We start from the raw sequence: 18,954 nt of genomic DNA, 5'->3' as shown, positions 1-18,954 counted from the left end.
CTTGTATCCAGCAAATCGCTTTGGCGTTATATGGTCAAGCCGCACGAGTCATTAGTATTGGTTAGCTCAATGCCTCACAGCACTTACACACCCAACCTATCAACGTCATAGTCTTTAACGGCTCTTCAGGACTCTCTGGGAGTCAGGGAAGTCTCATCTTGAAGGGGGCTTCCCGCTTAGATGCTTTCAGCGGTTATCCCGTCCGAACATAGCTACCGGGCAATGCGTCTGGCGACACAACCCGAACACCAGTGGTCCGTCCACTCCGGTCCTCTCGTACTAGGAGCAGCTCTTCTCAAACTTCCAACGTCCACGGCAGATAGGGACCGAACTGTCTCACGACGTTCTAAACCCAGCTCGCGTACCACTTTAAATGGCGAACAGCCATACCCTTGGGACCGGCTTCAGCCCCAGGATGTGATGAGCCGACATCGAGGTGCCAAACACCGCCGTCGATGTGAACTCTTGGGCGGTATCAGCCTGTTATCCCCGGAGTACCTTTTATCCGTTGAGCGATGGCCCTTCCATGCAGAACCACCGGATCACTAAGACCTACTTTCGTACCTGCTCGAGATGTACCTCTCGCAGTCAAGCGTGCTTGTGCCTTTACACTAACCGTACGATGTCCGACCGTACTTAGCACACCTTCGTGCTCCTCCGTTACTCTTTGGGAGGAGACCGCCCCAGTCAAACTACCCACCACACAATGTCCCCGATCCCGTTTCGGGACCCGGGTTAGAACCTCAATATTGCCAGGGTGGTATTTCAAGGATGGCTCCACGATGACTGGCGTCACCGCTTCAAAGCCTCCCACCTATCCTACACAAGCAACATCAAGATCCACTGTGAAGCTGTAGTAAAGGTTCACGGGGTCTTTCCGTCTAGCCGCGGATACGCTGCATCTTAACAGCGATTTCAATTTCACTGAGTCTCGGGTGGAGACAGCGTGGCCATCGTTACGCCATTCGTGCAGGTCGGAACTTACCCGACAAGGAATTTCGCTACCTTAGGACCGTTATAGTTACGGCCGCCGTTTACCGGGGCTTCGATCAAGAGCTTCTCTCACCACCACATTGCTCTTGCTGACTGCGTTAAATGATTCCGCTCGCTCAGTCATTTACTCTTTTGTAAACTCCTTCGCTCGCTCCATCATTTGCCTTGCAGCAAAAGCAATCTGGAGGTGAGATAACCCCATCAATTAACCTTCCGGCACCGGGCAGGCGTCACACCGTATACGTCCACTTTCGTGTTTGCACAGTGCTGTGTTTTTAATAAACAGTCGCAGCCACCTGGTATCTTCGACCAGCCTCAGCTTACGGAGCAAGTCCGATCACCAAAGCTGGCGCACCTTCTCCCGAAGTTACGGTGCCATTTTGCCTAGTTCCTTCACCCGAGTTCTCTCAAGCGCCTTGGTATTCTCTACCTGACCACCTGTGTCGGTTTGGGGTACGGTCCCTTATGACCTGAAGCTTAGAAGTTTTTCCTGGAAGCATGGCATCAATCACTTCAGTTCCGTAGAACCTCGTCATCAATTCTCGGCCTTGAGGATCCGGATTTGCCTGGATCCCCGGCCTACGATCTTAAACGCAGACAACCAACGCTGCGCTGACCTAGCCTTCTCCGTCACTCCATCGCAGTCACAAGGGGTACAGGAATATTGACCTGTTTCCCATCGATTACGTCTTTCGACCTCACCTTAGGGGCCGACTCACCCTGCGCCGATTAGCGTTGCGCAGGAACCCTTGGTCTTCCGGCGGGGGAGCTTCTCACTCCCCTTGTCGTTACTCATGTCAGCATTCGCACTTCTGATACCTCCAGCACACCTCCCGATGCACCTTCAACGGCTTACAGAACGCTCCTCTACCACCTAGAGACTAGTTTCTAGATACAAGTATCAAGTTAAAAGACAGAAGCTGAGTATTAACTCTGTACTTCTTTTTCTTGTCACTTGTTTCTAGAAACTAGTCTCTAGATCCGTAGCTTCGGTGTCTAGTTTGAGCCCCGTTAAATCTTCCGCGCGAGCCGACTCGACCAGTGAGCTATTACGCTTTCTTTAAAGGGTGGCTGCTTCTAAGCCAACCTCCTGGCTGTCTGGGCCTTCTCACATCGTTTCCCACTTAACTAGAACTTTGGGACCTTAGCTGACGGTCTGGGTTGTTTCCCTTTCCACGACGGACGTTAGCACCCGCCGTGTGTCTCCCGTGATTGCACTCATCGGTATTCGGAGTTTGCATGGGGTTGGTAAGTCGGGATGACCCCCTAGCCCAAACAGTGCTCTACCCCCGATGGTGAGACACGAGGCGCTACCTAAATAGCTTTCGAGGAGAACCAGCTATCTCCGGGCTTGATTAGCCTTTCACTCCTATCCACAGGTCATCCGCTAGCTTTTCAACGATAGTCGGTTCGGTCCTCCAGTTGATGTTACTCAACCTTCAACCTGCCCATGGATAGATCGCCCGGTTTCGGGTCTACTCCCAGCGACTGTTGTTCCTAAGAACACGCCCTATTAAGACTCGGTTTCCCTACGGCTCCCCTATGCGGTTAACCTTGCCACTGAAAGTAAGTCGCTGACCCATTATACAAAAGGTACGCAGTCACCCCTCTGCCCTTAAAAAAGAGTAAGTAGGCTCCCACTGCTTGTACGTACACGGATTCAGGTTCTATTTCACTCCCCTCAACGGGGTTCTTTTCGCCTTTCCCTCACGGTACTGGTTCACTATCGGTCAGTCAGGAGTATTTAGCCTTGGAGGATGGTCCCCCCATGTTCAAACAGGATTTCACGTGTCCCGTCCTACTCGATTTCACAATGATTGGCCTTTCGTGTACGGGGCTATCACCCACTATGGCGACACTTTCCAGAGTCTTCCACTAAACCAAAAATTGCTTAAGGGCTGGTCCCCGTTCGCTCGCCGCTACTGGGGGAATCTCAATTGATTTCTTTTCCTCCGGGTACTTAGATGTTTCAGTTCCCCGGGTTCGCCTTCCAGACCCTATGTATTCAGGTAAGGAATAACGGCTTATGCCGTTGGGTTTCCCCATTCGGAAATTCCTGGATCACAGCTTGTTTATCAGCTCCCCAAGACTTATCGCAGATTACCACGTCCTTCATCGCCTCTGACTGCCAAGGCATCCACCGTGTACGCTTAGTCACTTGACCATATAACCCGAAACGATTTACTTTCGTAAATCATTAGAGGTCAGTCAATACAACTACCTTATAACGATCAAATGAATTTCTTTCGAAATTCATCGCCATACACATTAGCTATTACCTTTCGGTAATTAACTTGAGAGTGTCTCAGCAAGAATTTTCATTAAACAACCGAAGTTGTCTAAATCAATTCAGCTTAATTTGGATTCCACATTGTTAAAGAACATTCTTTCATTAAGAAAGAACAGCAAAATATGCTTAATGAATCAGTTTTCTGCTGTCTCTTGCAAGACAAGAAATTGGTGGAGCTATGCGGGATCGAACCGCAGACCTCCTGCGTGCAAAGCAGGCGCTCTCCCAGCTGAGCTATAGCCCCCTATTCTTTCCGTTGATCCAGGCTTTCATCTCTTGAAAGCTTGGTGGGTCTGGGCAGATTCGAACTGCCGACCTCACCCTTATCAGGGGTGCGCTCTAACCGACTGAGCTACAGACCCGGCATCTTAATCAAGATAACGGATTCATTAAACACACTTTTAAAGAACTTCACAGCCTCAGAACAGGACTGGCTTAACAATTAATAAAACCGCGCATGCAGTTTTATCATCAAACAATTCGTGTGAACGCTTATGGACGTCGGTTTTCGTTTAAGGAGGTGATCCAGCCCCAGGTTCCCCTAGGGCTACCTTGTTACGACTTCACCCCAGTCATGAATCACTCCGTGGTAATCGTCCTCCTTGCGGTTAGACTAACTACTTCTGGAGCAACCCACTCCCATGGTGTGACGGGCGGTGTGTACAAGGCCCGGGAACGTATTCACCGTGACATTCTGATTCACGATTACTAGCGATTCCGACTTCATGGAGTCGAGTTGCAGACTCCAATCCGGACTACGATGCACTTTCTCAGATTAGCTCCACCTCGCGGCTTGGCAACCGTCTGTATGCACCATTGTAGCACGTGTGTAGCCCTGGCCGTAAGGGCCATGATGACTTGACGTCGTCCCCCACCTTCCTCCGGTTTGTCACCGGCAGTCTCCCCAGAGTGCCCACCATCACGTGCTGGTAACTGAGGACAAGGGTTGCGCTCGTTGCGGGACTTAACCCAACATCTCACGACACGAGCTGACGACAGCCATGCAGCACCTGTCTCTGCGTTCCCGAAGGCACCCTTCTATCTCTAGAAAGTTCGCAGGATGTCAAGGCCAGGTAAGGTTCTTCGCGTTGCTTCGAATTAAACCACATGCTCCACCGCTTGTGCGGGCCCCCGTCAATTCATTTGAGTTTTAACCTTGCGGCCGTACTCCCCAGGCGGTCTACTTATCGCGTTAGCTGCGTTACCCGTCGTACAAGACAACCGACAACTAGTAGACATCGTTTACGGCGTGGACTACCAGGGTATCTAATCCTGTTTGCTCCCCACGCTTTCGTACCTCAGCGTCAGTATCAGGCCAGAGTGTCGCCTTCGCCACTGGTGTTCCTTCCTATATCTACGCATTTCACCGCTACACAGGAAATTCCACACTCCTCTCCCGTACTCTAGCCACCCAGTTTTGGATGCAGTTCCCAGGTTGAGCCCGGGGCTTTCACATCCAACTTAGGTGGCCGCCTACGCACGCTTTACGCCCAGTAATTCCGATTAACGCTCGCACCCTCCGTATTACCGCGGCTGCTGGCACGGAGTTAGCCGGTGCTTCTTCTGTGGGTAACGTCACAGCTGAAGGGTATTAACCTTCAACCTTTCCTCCCCACTGAAAGTGCTTTACAACCCTAGGGCCTTCTTCACACACGCGGCATGGCTGCATCAGGCTTTCGCCCATTGTGCAATATTCCCCACTGCTGCCTCCCGTAGGAGTCTGGGCCGTGTCTCAGTCCCAGTGTGGCTGATCATCCTCTCAGACCAGCTACGGATCGTCGCCTTGGTAGGCCTTTACCCCACCAACAAGCTAATCCGACGCAGGCTCATCTGATAGCGAAAGGCTCGCTTCTTATAAAAGAAACGGGTCCCCTCCTTTCCCTCGTAAGGCGTATGCGGTATTAATCCGGATTTCTCCGGGCTATCCCCCACTACCAGGCAGATTCCTACGTGTTACGCACCCGTCCGCCGCTCGTCAGCGAAGTGCAAGCACTTCCTGCTACCGCTCGACTTGCATGTGTTAGGCCTGCCGCCAGCGTTCAATCTGAGCCATGATCAAACTCTTCAGTTTAAATTTTTCATGCGAAAAATTTATATGCTCAATAGAACTTACTGCAAATTAACGAGTATGTTCGCTTAAGCGTCGCATTTAACTATTAGCAAAAGGTATTAACCTTTTGTAACCGATGCAATCGCACAAGCGCCCACACGAATTGTCTGATATCTTGTTAAAGAACTGATTAAATCGTGGTGATTTAATCGCTGATTCAGCAGTCAGTGCCGATCAGCAAGGCCGCCTATCTTACCGTGGCGGCTTTCGTTGTCAAGCATTCGTTTTCAGAAGAAGAAAGAAGCTTTCCAACTCACTGACGTTGCCCGAAGCCCTGTCAGCGGAGGCGCATATTACCGCGCCAGTTTGATTTGTCAACCGGTTGTTTTTCATTCAATCCAAACAACCCATTTTCAAACCGCACTTCCCGGTCAGCGATGATAATTCATTCTGCCGATCCGTGGATAACCGTTTGGGCCAGTCCGTGGAAGTGGGGCGCATTATACGCAATTGAATGACCGTGCCAACCCTCGGTTAGCACGTATACGACATTTCACTATTATGCAGTCGTTATCGGGGCCTCTTTAAAGCGACTGAGCGTCCAAGCACTGCCAGCGTTGTACCATTATGCAGTAACGCACTGACTGCCGGACTCAGCCAGCCCATAGCCGCCGCCAGCATGATGCCACTATTAATATACTCAGCCAGTTTGATATTACTTTGAATGGTCGACATCGCCAGCTGAGCCAGTTGCCGGGTTTCAGCAACGCCATAAAGTTTATCTTTCAACAGAACGACATCCGCAGCCTGTCTTGCCAGTTCAGTACCTTCACACATGGCTATACCAACATCAGCCATCGTCAACGCCGGTGCGTCATTAACACCATCCCCTACAAACATCACTTTTCGACCAGCTGCTTTTAACTGCTCGACAATGGCTGATTTGCTGTCGGGCGTTACCTCTGCATATACCTGGTTCAGCTGTAATTCATCACCCAGCACCTGTGCTTTGGCAACACGATCACCGGTAATCATGATCAGCTCATGAATACCGAGGTTACGCAGTTCATTCAGTGTCGCAACCGCATCTTCCCGAAGGTGATCCTTTAACCCGATCATGCCAATCAGCTTTTTATCATGAGAAATAAAGATCAGATGCCGCCCCATTTCCTCATACTTGATGATTTCATCTTCATAGGGCGTAAAATCTACGGACTCATGCTCTTCAAGAAAGTGGCGGCTGCCCATCATAAGACAGTAATCGTCCATAGTGCTTTTGAGACCATGAGCTATAACATACTCAACTTCACCATGTTCAATATGTGGTAGATCGTGATGCTTGGCAGCATTGACAATAGCCTTGGATAACGGGTGACTGCTGTGCTCCTCAACGGAAGCTGCAATAGCCAGCAGATCACGGCCTGTGTTGTTATTGCACAGAGGAACAATGTCCGTTACTTCCATATCGCTGTAAGTCAGTGTTCCTGTTTTATCAAATACACAGGTATCCACGGTCACCAGCTTTTCAATAGCACTTCCGCCTTTCAACAAAATGCCATTTTGAGCCGCACGGTACATGATGGATTTGAACGTTACCGGCGTGCTGAGCCTGAGAGCACAGGAATAATCCACCAGGAATACCGAGGCAACCCGATTAATATCCTGAGTGAGGGCAAACACGGCTGCTCCCATGGCCAGGGTAATGTTCACCCGGCGATCGGCCATATCCTGGGTAACTTGCTGGATTTCGCTTTTTTCACTGAGTGATTCATAAATCAGTTGGGCAATCCGGGCTGTGGTCGCCTCACTCCCTACCTTCTCAACCCGGACTGAAACCGTGCCATCGTGGACAGTGGTACCCGCATAAACCAGCGCACCTTCTTCGCGGCGGACAGGCACATTCTCTCCGGTCAACGTCGATTGATTAATAAACGCAGCACCGGATATCACAATGCCATCAGCCGGTATTGCTGAGCCCGGCTGCAGCTCAATCAGGTCGCCAACCTGCAATGCACCTGACTGAATCAACTCCCGGTGACCATCACCATTGATCCGCCATACCTCACTATCCTGCGGACGCATCAGATCTGCCAGCAGCTGATCACTGTTACGGCTGGTTTTCTGCTCCATATATTCGCCAAGGCTGATCAGGCTCTGGGTCATCATGGCGGTTTTATAATCACCCCGCCAGAAAGAGAGCCCAATAGCAATGGCATCAAGCACCTCAACGGAAACCCTGCGCTCTGCGAGGTCTGATAAACCTTCCATCATGGCCGGTGCAATCAGCACAGCCGTTGACAGCCCACCCCATTTATTGGGGAGTAATGCGGCCACCAGCGTTCCAAGGATATTCAGGGCGATATCACCACGGGTAAACTCATGCTCACTTTCTTCCTGCTCAGCTTCATCCAGACCAAGCTGAGATAAGCGGGCACTGATTATCTTTGCATCCAGCAGCTGTGTATCGTAGTGAACGACGATTGAACAGGCCGCTTCATTAATACGGATATCATGCAGTCCCTGAATACTCAACAACGCTTGCTTGATCCATGCACCGGTATCCGGGTATTCCTGCAATACGGCGATTTTGAAGCGAATGCGTCCTGGCAAGTGATGCTTAACCTGCAAAACAGTCATTTGTCGCCTTTGTGGAGATTGCGGTAATACTCAAGTTCAGCCTGAGTATCTTCCAGACGCTCTTTCAACTCTTCAACTTCTCCACGAACAGCAGACCAGGCTTTTTCTCCCGTGGTCGCCATACCCTCTCTGAATTTTTTATTCGAGAGCAGATAGGCAACAGCAGCCCCAGCCGCCAGCCCCATAACAAAGTGGGTTTTACTGTTCTGCTGACGGTAAGCTGGCTCCCGACTTACGTCACCTGACTGAGAGTGGCCGTAGGCGTTATAGCCGTAGTAAGGGTTATGACCGGTCATGCTTTTTACTGTCCAACAATTGATCCATTAAATAGAGGCCAGCGGTGCCTGCGGCAACCAGAGTCAGCATTGACAGGACCGGGCGGCCTGCCATCTTTTCCGCCGCATAAGTTGTCACGCCACTGACAGCGCCCGCCTGCAGGGCGGCTTTGACCGCCCCCCTGGCCAGCTCATGGGTATCCACGTCGCCCGCCTTATAGGTATTCCAGCGACTGATCACCGATGCTCCGCCACCCACCATGGCACCGGCAATCATGGCCCGGCTGGCGGTGCTGAGTTTCTTGTTTGCATTGCTCATCAGGATCACTCCGGTTGAGCGGGTTTCTCGTTGGCAGAGGCTTCTACCTCAACGATTTCAATCACCGGTTCAACATCTGGCTGCTCTTTTGGCGATTGATGTTTTTTTACCGACGCCTGAAAGCCCTGTTTACTCGCCGCATAGGTATCACGGAAAATTTCACCACCGGTGGTTACATTTTCCCGGACGGAATCAACCGTGTGACTGGCTTTTTCCTTAACAGCAGAACCGCTATTTTTGACCATATTGCCAGCGCCAGTCACCAAATCGACCAGCTTTCCACGCACCTTGTCATTGGTCAGCAAAAATGTGGCTGCGGCACCAATCAGGGCCCCCTGCCAGAAGCGTTTATCATTCATTATCGGACTTCCTCTGAGTTATTGTTTGCAGCTGACTTCGATGCTTCAGCTTCTGCCCCTTTGAGCATACTGCCGGCACTTGCCAGCATTTCCAGCAATTTCCCACGGACATTTTCATTACCCAGCAGCAACGCTGCAGCGGCACCGATCATCGCCCCCTTCCAGAATTCCCGATCATTAATGCCCAGAGTGCCCAGTAACTCTTTAAACATCCCGGCGTCTTCTCCCAGGGCATTCTCCACCATGGCCTGAGCCTGCTCAGCCAGTGGATGAGCGGGTTGATGCGCATTTTGTGCTGGCATATCGGGCTGGTAGCCAGGCCAGTATGGTGGTGGTGGGGGCATCATGGCCGGATGATGGTAACCCGGGTGTCCATAATAAGGTGGAGGCGGCGGATAAGGCATATGCCCCATGCACGCGGCATAAGGGTTATAGCCGGGGTGTCCGTAGGCACCGTTGGGCGGCATTCCATTGGGCGGCATATTGTCATAGTGTCCGAAGGCTGACTCTTCTGCAGCCTTCTTTGCATCGTTACTCATGGCGACTTTTATCCAGTTCCAGACACCTGGCTATCCGATAACAGGCTTGTTCAGCATCAGCTTCAGACTCACAAAATAGTGCATCAACCCATTGTGGGTTAATAGTCTCTGCATCGTAATCAATCACTACACTATTAGTGGCACTGTTAAGTTTGTAATTCTTGAAAGCGGGGATATCAGAAAGCACCGTTTCGATATCCGCCACCTTAAAACCGACCAGTTTTGTCAAGATACCCAGCTTGTACTTAAGACGAATTCTCCCGGGAAAATGATGGCCGATTGCCACCCAGCGCCTGAGCATCAGGGCTTGTTTGATGTGTTTATGCATGGGCCGGAATATAGCACTAATACAGGGAAAACAAGTCTGAGGTCATTGCACGACGGAAAATATCTATTCTTCTTTTGATTTACATCAACTGTAATGATAGTGTCGCAAATGATAATAATTATCAGTAGCGCTGAAGCACTTATGAATACTTACATTCATCAAACAAATAAAAGAGTTCGAATTCGATCTGATTATATTCGCCAGAATCCTGAAAAGGTCAGCAGGCTTATTACCAAACTTGGCAAGATCAACGCCATACAGCATGTGACCCATAAACGACATGCAGGCTCAGTGGCCATTCAATTTGATAACAACGAACTGGACAGTAAAAGCCTGCTGGATATTCTGGACAGTAATGGCTGGCTGCAATCGGATGGACGCCCCTCTTTTATTGAAAATGCCGTTGTTTCCGGCACCAAGACCTTTGCCAGAGGTATGGTTGGCCTGGCCTTAACGCGTCTGGTGGGCCCCTCAGTCAGCCGGGTTATTATGAGCCTATAGCCCCAAACTTTTTAGCGGCACATTTACAGAGGCCGCTGGCTTTTGCCGGACATTGTTTACAGGGTGGGCTTTTCAGGGGAATGTGCAGTATGGACTGTTCATGTCGGGATTTTTCCACTACCGACTGTAGAGAATCAGAAGAGACGCCGACTGAAGCGAATGGTGCATCGTTGCCTTCCTGAAACCAGGATATCAATGGATTGCATGGCGCAGCCAGTTCTCTGGCAGCGCTGACGACAGCATCCTGAACAATGGATTTTACCTCAGGTGAGAACACCTGAACCTTTTCTGCAACACCAACACTTTGTCTTCCAGCCAATGCCTGCAGTTGCATCCATGATCTGGTTTGCAGTTTGGCTGACTTTTTACCGAGCTTTTTTAGTTTTTTTAATGCACTACTCGAACTCATGTTTCAGTCTCCCGATACAGCAGACCGAACACTACCATAATGCAAATAAAAATGAATCTTATTTACAACACTTGAAAATATAGCTAATGCTTTCTGCCAAAAGAAAACACCCGGGTCCTCAGCAGCAGCAGGATCGCCAGAAAAGCGCCATAAATGACAGGTTCCGTATAATCACTTTTAACCAGCCAGAGAAAATGAATAACCGCAAGAACAGCAGCAACGTAGACCAGTCGATGCAATTGAATCCACTGCTTACCCAGCCGCTTCATCATTTTTTTTGTTGAAGTCACGCCCAGCGCAACCAGAATCGATAGTGAAAAAGCACCGACAATAATATAAGAACGCTTATAAAGGTCTTCTAACAGTGTCTGCCATTCCCAGGACAGCATAAACGCCAGGTAAGCCAATAGATGCAAAACCGCATAGAATAAGGCGAATAAACCCAGCATCCGCCGGAACCGGATCAGTTTTCCTATACCCGTCAGTCGTCGTGCTGGTGAGACAGCCAGCGATAAGAGCAAAAATATTAATGCCCACTCTCCCAGCCCGTGGGTGAGAGCGCTGGCAGGGTCTGGCCCCAGATTGTTTTCCAGAGCCTTTATGATCAGATCGGCTAATGGAAAAAGGCTGAGAGGAAATACAGCAAGCTTGATGTTGGCAACCCGATCCATAGCCCTATCCTTTATACAACTCAGTAAAAGCGTGTTAAATCCATGCCCTTGTATAAGTCAGCCACTTCTTCGCCATAGCCATTAAAAGGCTGAGTCTCAATCCGGTTAGGTGCCAGCAGTGTACTTGGCAACCGTCGTTCATGTTTCTGGCTCCAGCGAGGGTGATCAACCGCCGGGTTTACATTGGCATAGAACCCGTACTCCTGAGGTGCTGAGGTTTCCCAGGTGGTTTTCGGCTGCTGTTCGGTCAGACGAATTTTCACTATGGATTTGATGCTTTTGAAACCATACTTCCAGGGCACCACCAGCCGGAACGGCGCACCATTCTGATTGGGCAAGATATCGCCGTATAGCCCGGTCGCCATCAGGGTTAGCGGGTTCATGGCTTCATCGATTCTCAGCCCTTCAACATAAGGCCAGTCCAGGGAGCCAAAGGATGCCTTCTGCCCCGGCATCTGCTCAGGTTCATGCAGTGTGGTGAATTCGACAAAACGGGCTTTGGACGTCGGCTCAAACTGCTTAAGGATATTGGCCAGCGGGATACCAATCCAGGGGATCACCATGGACCAGGCTTCAACACATCGCAGCCGATAGATGCGCTCTTCCATCGCATGAGGCTTGAGAATATCTTCCAGATGGTATCGACCGGGCCTGGCAACCTCACCTTCCACCACCACTGACCATGGATCGGTTTTCAGAGAATGAGCATTCCTGACCGGATCACCTTTCCCTGTGCCAAACTCGTAAAAGTTATTGTAGGAAGTAACCACTTGATGTGGTGTCAATGCTTCAGTTGTCGTGTAAACATCAGGGTTAAATGCAAGAACCTGCTTTTTTAGCCATTCGGGACCCGGCTGAGAAGGAAGAACATCGTCTTGTGCTTTTTTACTGATGGCTTTGGCTTCGCCTTCCTGGGAGCACCCTGCCAACATCAACCCCAGCCCGGCCAGGGCAAAACGCCCGGACTGCTGCATAAAACGTCGTCGGTCATGATAGATATGCTCGGGTGTAATTTCACTACTGCCGATATCTGAACGTTTTTTTATTTTCAGTAGCATGATATCTCCTTACCAAACACTGCTGTTATTACGGTCATTCTGGCGAGGCGATCACATGAAAGGCCGCATTTCCACATAATGCCAAGGGATATTGCCGAGCTCAAGCATCCATCTCTCGCAGGTATAAAAAAAGCCAGCAATGCCGGCTTTAAGAAGCTAAGAGAAACTAAACAGTTTGATCACTCTTGTTGTCACCAAGCCGCCAGATCGCGGTAATCGGGCCAGAGCAGGCATAAGCGAGAAAGATCATCAGCAGTGTACGGGGCGGGTCCATAAATACCACGGCAAAGGCCAGAACCATCGCCAACAGGAACACAAAGTGTACCCGACCTCTCAGATCAATCTTCTTGAAACTCTGATAGCGAATATTGCTGACCATAAGGACACCAGCCCCCCCCGGTAATCAGCGCACCAAGTATGGCAATAAAGGTGGACTCACCATCCAGGCCAAAGTCACTTAGTGCCCATACCATGCCAATCACTACCGCTGCTGCCGCCGGACTGGCCAGGCCGGTAAAGTAGCGACTGTCAGTGACTTCAATCTGGGCATTAAACCGGGCCAGCCGCAGGGCTGCACAAGCCGCATAGACAAACGCAATCATCCAGCCAAACTTGCCAAGGTCCTGCAGCGCCCAGCTGAAAACCACCATGGCCGGGGCAACACCAAAGGTGACCATATCTGCCAGGCTGTCATACTGCTCACCAAACTTGCTCATGGTGTTGGTCATCCTGGCGACACGACCATCCAGACCATCCAGAATCATGGCGACAAATACGGCAATACAGGCCAGGGAAAAATGCCCCGCCTGCGCAGCGATAACGGCGTAAAAACCACAAAACAGGTTGCCGGTGGTGAAAAGATTGGGTAACAGGTAGATCCCTTTGCGACGAATCGCCTGTCCTTCTTCAATCACTTCTTCTTCGTGCTCGTCTACAGGAAAAAAACCGTCGACGGCATCTTTATTACTCTCCGGCTTTTCCATTTTCTCAGTCATTGGTGCATCTGCTCATCATTACAGAATCAGCGTGAGACTGTATCACGAATACGCTTTTTGAGGGACACCGTCAGATCAAACATTAGGTCAGTAACCACCCTTGCTGACATCGTTTACCAAGTGCCGACCAGAACCGCTCAGCACCAGCGTGCAGACGAACATCATTTCGGTAAAGCTTGATTTCAATAGAGCCCCAATACTTCTCCCGCTGATCCAGACCGACAAAGTCCACCAGCTGGCCACTGGCCAGCTCATCAACAATGGCATAACCCGGCAGCCAGGCAATGCCCGCACCTTTGAGAGCCATCACTTTGAGCAGGTTGGTCAGGGACGATTCCATCACCGGCTGAAAACGGGGCAGGTTGTCGATCTTTCTCAGCAGACCGTTCACCTGACGCCCCATAAAGGCCCCGGGACTGTAACCCAGCAGCGGAGTCGGCCCGGACTGACCATTCAGTCGAAACAGTGGTTGGCCCAGCGCATCCGGTGCACAAACCGGACGCATTTCAGTGCTGCCAAGGGAGAGGCTGAGAAAAGGCGGTTGCAGCAACGCTTCGATATCGAAAGCCAGCAGGAAATCACAGCGCCCTTCCTGCAGTGCTTCCACCGCACGGTCCACATCAATGCTTTCCACCCGACTGCGCAAAACCAGCCCTTCGCTCATGGTTGCAATCAACTCCGGCAACAAAGAGACGGAGAGCGAATGGGCTGCGGCAAAATCCAACGGTTGCGGCCCAATGCCATTCTGGCCTTTGAGTTGTTGTACGCCGTCGTCCATCTGGCGCAACAGATTGCGCGCCGTGGTATGAAACAGCCGACCTTCGGGGGTCAGTGCCAGGGGTGTTGTGGTGCGGTCGATGAGTTCCACCCCCAGGACGTGCTCAAGGCTGCGAATGCGACGGCTGAAAGCGGGCTGAGTGACATTACGATGCTGCGCCGCACGGGAAAAATTCCGCAGCTCGGCCAAAGCCAGAAAATCTTCCAGCCATTTAGTTTCCAGATTCATCCTGTTTCAACTTGCTGAATGGTCGGCGGCGAGTCTGACACAAAACAGGGAACAAGAAATACAGGCAGAAGACAGCAACTTAATAAACGCTGCCTTTTTGCTCTGCGGGTTACGCCGCCTGTTTTTCGCCCAGGTAATGATTGTCGTGACCGGAGTAATACCAATCGACACAGGCTCTGGCTAACAGCTCGGTGGCGTCAATGCACCGCTCAGGTTGCTGTTGTGCAATGTTTGCCAACCCAATGGGAATTTCTGTGCAACCGAGGATAACGGCTTCGGCACCACCAGCAAGCAGGCCATCAAACACCATTTGCATACCCCGGGAGCCTTGCTCCGGGCGACCGGCTTTAATGTCGTAAATCGCAGTCATTAGCTGTTGCTGGGCGAGATCGTCCGGCACTTGGCACTCTCCACCCAAAGCACCGACACGCTGTTTATAAATCCCCGCCGCCACGGTGGCGTTGGTTGCCATCAGGCCCACATTGGTGATGCCGCGCCGGACCAGCTCCTGACACACAACATCGATAATGCTGATCATTTTTACCGTGCTGTGCGCTTGCAGGGCACCAAACCAGTAATGCGCAGTATTGCAGGGAATCACGATGCACATTGCACCAGCGTTTTCCAGCCGCTTTAAGCCCTGCAACAAGGATGGCAGAGGGTCTTTGCCGCCCTGCAAAATGCAGGCACTTCGATCAGGTATTTGCGGTACGTTATGTACCAGCATCGGCAAATGCTCCTGATCGCTGTTCGCCAGACTCAGGGCAATCACTTTCTGCATAAAATCCACGGTAGCCAGCGGCCCCATTCCCCCAAGGATACCCAGCATTGCTATGCTCCCAACCATAACGGGTTATTGAGCACAGTGTTTGCCAAAACACCATGGGTTGTGAAATGCTGAAAATGGCCGGTTTATGCCGAAAAAGCATTGTGATACAAAATCGGGCAATAGTTAATTAGTGAACAGGTTGACAGGTTATGCGCTATTTTCTGCCCATTATTTTACCGCCGCTGGCTGTGCTACTCTGCGGTAAGCCATTTCAAGTGATCTTGAATATCATCCTTACCTTATGTGCCTGGTTGCCGGGTGTTATCCATGCGTTGTTTGTGGTGAATAGCCATTTGGCCGACAAACGCAACAAAGAACTGATCGACGCCATTGAGAAGAATCACCGATGAAAATTGCAACACTGAAGACAGCCACCCTGTTCGTAGCGACACTCCTGCTGGCCGGTTGCCAGAGCACTTATTACAGCGCCATGGAAAAAGTAGGCATCCATAAGCGCGATATTATGGTGGATCGCATTGAAGATACCCAAACTGCACAGGAGCAGGCACAGGTGCAATTCCAAAGTGCACTGGAGCAGTTCCAGAGTGTTATCAACTTTGAGGGTGGCGACCTGGAAGCCGCCTACAATGACCTGAACTCAGAATACCAGGACAGCCTGACCGCTGCAGAGCGAGTAAGAGACCGCATTGCCAGCGTTCAGAGTGTGTCTGATGCATTGTTTGACGAATGGGAAGACGAACTCAATCTCTACAAGAGCGATAGTCTGCGCAGAGCCAGTGCCCAGAAGCTGAAAGACACCCGACGTCAGTATCAGCGTATGATGGTCAGTCTGGAAAAATCTGAACAACGGATGCAGCCGGTGCTGGATGCCTTTCAGGATCAGGTGCTTTATCTAAAGCATAACCTGAATGCCCGGGCCATCAGTGCATTGAAAGGGGAGTTCAACACCATCAAGGCGGATATTGATCGCCTGATCAGTGATATGCAGGTTTCCATTGACCAGTCACGGCAGTTTATTCAAGCGCTCAAGCAGCCCTGATTTTCGGCTCTTTATCTTCAACGAAAAACAGGATATTTCTTGCGAAATATCCTGTTTTTTCAAGCGACAACTCTAACTACCCAGTATTAGTTTTTCTCTTTATCAACCAGCTTGTTCGCGGTGATCCAGGGCATCATTTCCCGCAGTTGGGCACCCACTTTCTCAATCGGGTGGGCCGCATTGTTGCGACGATAGGCGGTCATGGATGGATAATTCAGAGCACCTTCAGAGATAAACTTCTTGGCATACTCACCGTTCTGAATATCTTTCAGCGCTTCACGCATTGCCTTGCGTGACTCGTCGTTGATCACCCGTGGACCGGTCACATACTCACCGTACTCCGCATTGTTGGAGATGGAGTAGTTCATATTGGCGATACCGCCTTCGTACATCAGGTCAACAATCAGCTTGAGTTCGTGGAGACACTCAAAGTAAGCCATTTCCGGTGCATAGCCGGCTTCCGTCAGGGTTTCAAAACCGGCTTTGACCAGCTCAACAGCACCGCCACAAAGCACGGCCTGTTCACCAAAAAGGTCGGTTTCCGTTTCATCTTTAAACGTCGTTTCGATGATACCGGTACGACCACCGCCGACACCTGACGCGTAGGAGAGCGCAACGTCTTTGGCCTGGCCGGAAGCGTCCTGGAAAATAGCAATCAGGTCTGGGATGCCGCCGCCTTTAACGAACTCTGAGCGTACAGTATGGCCCGGTGCCTTGGGGGCAATCATGATGACATCAAGATCAGCACGGGGTACTACCTGATTGTAGTGGATGGCGAAACCATGGGCAAAAGCCAGGGTCGCTCCCTGCTTCAGGTTCGGTTCAATCACCTCCCGGTAAAGCTGGGACTGGAACTCGTCCGGTGTCAGAATCATAACCACATCAGCCTGGGCAACAGCCTGGGGTACTTCTGCCACCAGGAGACCCGCTGCTTCCGCCTTGGCCCAGGAAGAGGAGCCCTTACGCAGGCCAACCGTTACTTCAACACCAGAGTCTTTCAGGTTATTAGCGTGGGCATGACCCTGAGAGCCATAGCCAATGATAGAGACTTTTTTGCCACGGATAATGGAGAGGTCACAATCTTTATCGTAATAAACTTTCATCGAATAACTCCTGAAAGAAAACACCAGTCCGGTGGATTTAGGCTTGTTATTTACACAGCGGCTTCCCATAGTCGCCGCTCTTCCAACGTGGGGTACACCATAACTGATAGGTGATTCTGCGTATAGTTGCATTTAGTGATATATTTGCAACTTAAAATTGCAAAATATGTAATAACCCTGATTTTCTTATGGCTATAGACCTTCGCCCTCTGAAACAGTTCCTCGCACTGGCGGAATCCCTGCATTTCAACAGGGCCAGCCTTATTTGCCATGTCAGCCCGTCAACCCTGAGTCGCAACATCAAACAGCTGGAAGATCAGCTGGGGGTGACACTGTTTGAAAGGAACAATCGAAGTGTCTCGCTCACACAAAAAGGCAAACGATTTCAGGCTTATGCACGTGAAGCGCTCTCGCAATGGGACATAATTCATCATGAACTGGTGGCTGGTGCCGGGGAACTTCACGGCTCATTGAGCATGTATTGCTCAGTCACTGCCAGTTATAGCTTTCTCTATGAGATTCTCAGCCAGTTTCGACCAAGATACCCGGGCATTGAAATCAAACTGCACACCGGTGATCCTGAGCCAGCGATTCAACGGGTATTAACCGAACAGGAAGACCTGGCCATTGCCGCCAGGCCTGACAACCTACCTGCCGGACTGGCATTTCAGCAAATAGCCGTTTCACCGCTACGGTTTATTGCCCCTGTTGAATCCCGGCTGGCAGAAACCCTTAACGCCAAATCCCTGCTGGCTGATGACTTTGAAGGCATTCCCATGATTTTGCAGGAACAGGGAATAGCAAGGCAAAGACTGGATGCCTGGTTTCAGGCTAATGGCAGACACCCACAAATCTATGCCCAGGTGGCTGGCAATGAGGCCATTGTCAGTATGGTCAGCCTTGGTTTTGGTGTTGGCGTGGTTCCTGAGATTGTCTTGAATAACAGCCCGCTGGCCGGAAAGGTTCAGGTATTAACCGTCAGTCCGGAACTTAAGCCTTATCAAGTGGGGCTGTGTGTACTGGAAAAGAAGTTAAAGAATCCACTGATTGCCGCATTCTGGCAGCAGCTATCCGAGTAAACGGGTTTGCACGTCACTGAATGAGTTGTCTTTTTATAAAGGTCAAACGGCTTTATTTGGAAAATCCAAAAACAGGGGATGTTGCTGTCTGCAAGGGTGACTCGATTCTGGTTGTAGACGGAAGAGTTCTTCCATGCAGACCGTCTACGTTTGATGAACATTACGAACAGGCTGAGTCTTTGCGTAAGGCGCACTGATTCCCTTGATGCTGTTCGTTAGGTGACGTGTTACTTGCTGGCAAGGTGGTTGACGATTTGAATGAGCAACTCTTCGGTTTTGTCGAAACGGCGATCAATCGCATCCAAACGGTGATCAACCGCGTCGAAACGGCGATCAACCGCGTCCAAACGATGATCAACCGCATCCAAACGGCGATCAACCTCCTTGAACTTATCACGTTGTTCATTGAGGATCAGGGATACAACTCCCTGAGTCGCTTCAAGGATTTTGTTGTTTTCCTGGAACGCATAGTCGAGAGCGTTTACCTTGGCTTCCAGTGACATAGGTACTACC

At 50.6% G+C, this 18,954-nt stretch carries 19 protein-coding genes, 2 tRNA genes and 2 rRNA genes; 4 read left to right on the top strand and 19 right to left on the bottom strand.

Features of this window, described 5'->3' with window-relative positions:
- Positions 1-30: 30 nt before the first annotated feature.
- The 10 genes from O3276_RS16460 to O3276_RS16415 all read right to left on the bottom strand — a co-directional run bounded on the left by O3276_RS16460 (position 31) and on the right by O3276_RS16415 (position 9,790).
- Positions 31-3,157 (bottom strand): 23S ribosomal RNA (locus O3276_RS16460).
- 294 nt (positions 3,158-3,451) lie between these two features.
- A tRNA-Ala gene (locus O3276_RS16455) sits at positions 3,452-3,527 on the bottom strand.
- A gap of 41 nt (positions 3,528-3,568) precedes the next feature.
- Positions 3,569-3,645 (bottom strand) — tRNA-Ile (locus O3276_RS16450).
- Positions 3,646-3,796: 151 nt separating this feature from the next.
- Positions 3,797-5,354, bottom strand: a 16S ribosomal RNA gene (locus O3276_RS16445).
- Together the 16S and 23S rRNA genes with 2 tRNA genes alongside form the textbook arrangement of a ribosomal RNA operon.
- A gap of 549 nt (positions 5,355-5,903) precedes the next feature.
- The gene (locus tag O3276_RS16440; protein WP_269672298.1) at positions 5,904-7,970 is read right to left on the bottom strand and encodes a heavy metal translocating P-type ATPase; all 2,067 of its coding nucleotides are present in this window, start codon (positions 7,968-7,970) and stop codon (positions 5,904-5,906) included.
- Positions 7,967-8,266: a YtxH domain-containing protein gene (locus O3276_RS16435; RefSeq protein WP_269672297.1), complete on the bottom strand. Its 300-nt coding sequence runs from the start codon at positions 8,264-8,266 to the stop codon at positions 7,967-7,969. The genes O3276_RS16440 and O3276_RS16435 overlap by 4 nt, the downstream gene beginning before the upstream one ends.
- A complete protein-coding gene (locus tag O3276_RS16430; RefSeq protein WP_269672296.1) occupies positions 8,253-8,564 on the bottom strand; it encodes a magnetosome protein MamC family protein in 312 nt (103 codons plus the stop codon). Before O3276_RS16430 ends, O3276_RS16435 begins: the two co-directional genes overlap by 14 nt.
- 5 nt (positions 8,565-8,569) lie before the next feature.
- Positions 8,570-8,923: a hypothetical protein gene (locus tag O3276_RS16425; RefSeq protein ID WP_269672295.1), complete on the bottom strand. Its 354-nt coding sequence runs from the start codon at positions 8,921-8,923 to the stop codon at positions 8,570-8,572.
- A complete protein-coding gene (locus O3276_RS16420) occupies positions 8,923-9,462 on the bottom strand; it encodes a hypothetical protein (RefSeq protein ID WP_269672294.1) in 540 nt (179 codons plus the stop codon). The genes O3276_RS16425 and O3276_RS16420 overlap by 1 nt, the downstream gene beginning before the upstream one ends.
- The gene (locus O3276_RS16415; protein WP_269672293.1) at positions 9,455-9,790 is read right to left on the bottom strand and encodes an HMA2 domain-containing protein; all 336 of its coding nucleotides are present in this window, start codon (positions 9,788-9,790) and stop codon (positions 9,455-9,457) included. Before O3276_RS16415 ends, O3276_RS16420 begins: the two co-directional genes overlap by 8 nt.
- 141 nt (positions 9,791-9,931) lie before the next feature.
- On the opposite strand from O3276_RS16415, the gene O3276_RS16410 reads away from it, so the two are divergent.
- Positions 9,932-10,291, top strand: coding sequence for an HMA2 domain-containing protein (locus tag O3276_RS16410; protein ID WP_269672292.1), 360 nt, complete (start codon positions 9,932-9,934; stop codon positions 10,289-10,291).
- On the opposite strand, the gene O3276_RS16405 is transcribed toward O3276_RS16410, so the two are convergent.
- The 7 genes from O3276_RS16405 to O3276_RS16375 all read right to left on the bottom strand — a co-directional run bounded on the left by O3276_RS16405 (position 10,278) and on the right by O3276_RS16375 (position 15,259).
- Positions 10,278-10,700 (bottom strand): hypothetical protein, encoded by a 423-nt coding sequence (locus O3276_RS16405; RefSeq protein ID WP_269672291.1) that lies wholly within the window; start codon positions 10,698-10,700, stop codon positions 10,278-10,280. The genes O3276_RS16410 and O3276_RS16405 overlap by 14 nt on opposite strands.
- 83 nt (positions 10,701-10,783) lie before the next feature.
- Complete coding sequence (locus tag O3276_RS16400) at positions 10,784-11,371, bottom strand: protein-methionine-sulfoxide reductase heme-binding subunit MsrQ (protein WP_269672290.1); 588 nt, start codon at positions 11,369-11,371, stop codon at positions 10,784-10,786.
- Positions 11,372-11,391: 20 nt separating this feature from the next.
- Complete coding sequence (msrP, locus tag O3276_RS16395) at positions 11,392-12,429, bottom strand: protein-methionine-sulfoxide reductase catalytic subunit MsrP (RefSeq protein WP_269672289.1); 1,038 nt, start codon at positions 12,427-12,429, stop codon at positions 11,392-11,394.
- Between the two features lie 166 nt (positions 12,430-12,595).
- Positions 12,596-12,808, bottom strand: a complete 213-nt coding sequence (locus tag O3276_RS16390; RefSeq protein WP_269672288.1) for a CDP-alcohol phosphatidyltransferase family protein — start codon at positions 12,806-12,808, stop codon at positions 12,596-12,598.
- The gene (pssA, locus tag O3276_RS16385) at positions 12,768-13,424 is read right to left on the bottom strand and encodes a CDP-diacylglycerol--serine O-phosphatidyltransferase (protein WP_269672287.1); all 657 of its coding nucleotides are present in this window, start codon (positions 13,422-13,424) and stop codon (positions 12,768-12,770) included. The genes O3276_RS16390 and pssA overlap by 41 nt, the downstream gene beginning before the upstream one ends.
- A gap of 82 nt (positions 13,425-13,506) precedes the next feature.
- A complete protein-coding gene (locus O3276_RS16380; RefSeq protein WP_269672286.1) occupies positions 13,507-14,430 on the bottom strand; it encodes a LysR family transcriptional regulator in 924 nt (307 codons plus the stop codon).
- Between the two features lie 109 nt (positions 14,431-14,539).
- On the bottom strand, positions 14,540-15,259 hold the full coding sequence (locus O3276_RS16375; RefSeq protein ID WP_269672285.1) for a cysteate racemase: 720 nt from the start codon (positions 15,257-15,259) through the stop codon (positions 14,540-14,542).
- Positions 15,260-15,408: 149 nt separating this feature from the next.
- On the opposite strand from O3276_RS16375, the gene O3276_RS16370 reads away from it, so the two are divergent.
- Positions 15,409-15,609 carry a YqaE/Pmp3 family membrane protein gene (locus O3276_RS16370; protein ID WP_269672284.1) on the top strand — a complete coding sequence of 67 codons (201 nt, stop codon included), beginning with the start codon at positions 15,409-15,411 and terminating at the stop codon, positions 15,607-15,609.
- Positions 15,606-16,259, top strand: a complete 654-nt coding sequence (locus O3276_RS16365) for a DUF2959 domain-containing protein (RefSeq protein WP_269672283.1) — start codon at positions 15,606-15,608, stop codon at positions 16,257-16,259. The genes O3276_RS16370 and O3276_RS16365 overlap by 4 nt, the downstream gene beginning before the upstream one ends.
- A gap of 86 nt (positions 16,260-16,345) precedes the next feature.
- Here the strand turns inward: O3276_RS16365 and ilvC are convergent, their stop codons facing one another.
- On the bottom strand, positions 16,346-17,362 hold the full coding sequence (ilvC, locus tag O3276_RS16360) for a ketol-acid reductoisomerase (protein WP_101749131.1): 1,017 nt from the start codon (positions 17,360-17,362) through the stop codon (positions 16,346-16,348).
- Between the two features lie 194 nt (positions 17,363-17,556).
- Here ilvC and ilvY point away from each other — a divergent pair, with 194 nt between their 5' ends.
- Positions 17,557-18,441, top strand: a complete 885-nt coding sequence (gene ilvY, locus O3276_RS16355) for an HTH-type transcriptional activator IlvY (protein WP_269676004.1) — start codon at positions 17,557-17,559, stop codon at positions 18,439-18,441.
- Between the two features lie 227 nt (positions 18,442-18,668).
- On the opposite strand, the gene O3276_RS16350 is transcribed toward ilvY, so the two are convergent.
- Complete coding sequence (locus O3276_RS16350) at positions 18,669-18,944, bottom strand: hypothetical protein (RefSeq protein ID WP_269672282.1); 276 nt, start codon at positions 18,942-18,944, stop codon at positions 18,669-18,671.
- Positions 18,945-18,954: the final 10 nt, after the last annotated feature.

The sequence above is a fragment of the Endozoicomonas sp. GU-1 genome, from assembly GCF_027366395.1.
GTDB lineage: Bacteria > Pseudomonadota > Gammaproteobacteria > Pseudomonadales > Endozoicomonadaceae > Endozoicomonas.
This window is presented reverse-complemented; position numbering and strand designations above follow the sequence as displayed.